1 protein-coding gene and 1 pseudogene are annotated in these 2,107 nt (G+C 47.7%); both read left to right on the top strand.

The window, feature by feature from the left end; all coding sequences use genetic code 11:
• Positions 1-296: pseudogene (locus tag AC1DUA_RS35030) on the top strand (hypothetical protein); the annotation flags it as partial.
• 1 nt (position 297) lies between these two features.
• Positions 298-1,821, top strand: a complete 1,524-nt coding sequence (locus tag AC1DUA_RS35025) for a DHA2 family efflux MFS transporter permease subunit (RefSeq protein ID WP_477504125.1) — start codon at positions 298-300, stop codon at positions 1,819-1,821.
• Positions 1,822-2,107: the final 286 nt, after the last annotated feature.

Below are 2,107 nucleotides of genomic sequence, written 5' to 3'. Positions count from 1 at the left end.
ACTATCTGTACAGCCCTATTGAAGACGAGAATGTGAAATCAGATTTCCTGATGAGGCTGTTTTTTGGCGAATTTGTGGGTAATAGCAAGATCATCGAGTGGCTGGAGAAGGCGCAGATTCAAATCATAGATCAGTTAGATCAATTGAAAGACATGTGCGCGTTATACAAGGACGAGATGCAGCCATCGCAAGTTATCTGTATTCAGATCGGTATGAAGAATTATGAAGCTAAGTTAGAGATGATTACGGAAGGTCTGGTTCGGCTTAGAAATTTAGAGAATGAGAAGAGGGATTAACGTGAATAGTTCAGGTTCAAATAAGAAGCTGATTATTTTAGCCATGGCGTTAGGCTTATTGATGTCATCTTTGGATAATACAATTGTGGCCTCCTGCATTAGCAAGCTAAGCGAGGATTTCAACGTGTTTGATAAAATCAGCTGGGTGTTTACCGCGTATATGCTGGCGGCGACGAGTACCATGCTAGTGTTTGGAAAAATGTCGGATTTATTCGGCAGAAAAATGTTTTATCTGATCGGGATCGGCTTGTTTCTGGTGGGTTCAGCCTTATGCGGGATGGCGCAAAACGTGGATCAGCTGATTATATTCAGGGTTATTCAGGGGATCGGTTCTGGCGCGCTGCTACCCATTAGTTTCACGATCATCTATACGATCTTTAACGATCCGAAGGATGCTGCCAAAATGTCAGGGGTTTTCGGGGCGATTTTCGGCCTTTCTTCCGTAGCTGGTCCACAGTTGGGCAGTTTTATTGCCGAGCATCTGGGTTGGAGATGGAATTTCTACATTAACGTGCCGATCGGTTTGGCTTCTATGCTCGTTCTGATCATTGCGTTGAAAGAGACACGTTCGGAACGCAAACCAAAAATTGATTATCTTGGAACAATATTTCTCATTATCACAACCGTTTCGCTCATGCTGGCGCTGGAATGGGGCGGGAAAGATTACGCTTGGAGCTCCTGGCAGGAAATCGGCTTGTTCGCTGTATCGGTGATTTTCGCAGTCTTATTCATCCAGGTCGAAAAGCGGGCTGCCGAGCCGGTTCTTCCACTCAGCATTTTCAAGAACAAAATGGTGCTCGGAACCAGTATCATCGTCTTCTGCCAAGGTGTGCTGATGTTCTCTGCTATCACCTATCTGCCTATTTTCTCCGTCGCGGTGTTAGGCCACACCAATTCTAATGGCGTGCTGACGCCGATGATGGCCTCCCTCATTTGTGGTGCTGTTCTTTTCGGCTTTTTGCAATCCAAATTCGCGTTCCGTCCACTGCTGTTAGTCAGTATGACGATGACCATTGTTGTTGCTTTGCTGCTGACCAAAGTTGGCCCGACCGCTTCTAGCGGGTATATGATTGCTCTTATGATTCTGCTTGGTTTCGGTGCAGTCGGACCGTTGATGAGCGTTGCACAGAGTGCGATCGCCGCAAATGTTGACCCTAAATATATGGGTGTCAGCTCCTCTATTGTTGGCTTCTGGCGCAGCATCGGGGGAATCATGGGTGCGTCGATTATGTCCACAATCGTTAATAATAATTTGAGTCATCTGATTGCAGACGGAGCGGCTAAAGCTGGCATTCCTGCTGATAAAGTTAGCACTCTGGCGAATCCAGAGCTGCTCATGCATGCAGGCGGAACGATTCCGCCGGAGATCCGTCAGTTCCTGCAAGGAGCGTTGGCGACCGCAATTAATCACGGGTTCATTCTCAGCATTTGCGTAGGAATTATCGGCTTCATTACCGCAATGTTCGTGGGTTCAAGCAGGCTTGAAGCTGCGAAGAGGCAGGAGGCTAGTGCTGTTCATGTGTAGAAGATAGATCCCTCACCCGTAAGATGCTAGTGTGGTGAGGAGTAAGTAATGAAGCTGTCAGCTTGGAGCAGGAAACCTGCTTGGGCTGGCAGTTTTTTTTAATTTGTTTGGCGTGAGGGGGAGGTGTGGATTTGTGAGTAGAGTGGGCTGAGTGGTGAGTGGTAAGTGGTGAGTGGTAAGTGGTAAGTGGTGAGTGGTGAGTGGTGAGTGGTGAGTGGTGAGTGGTGAGTGGTGAGTGGTGAGTGGTGAGTGGTGAGTGGTGAGTGGTGAGTGGTGAGTAGTGAGT

This window comes from Paenibacillus sp. 01T422 (genome assembly GCF_056398785.1).
Note: the sequence above shows the minus strand (reverse complement) of the source record. Positions and strands in the feature narration are given on the sequence as shown.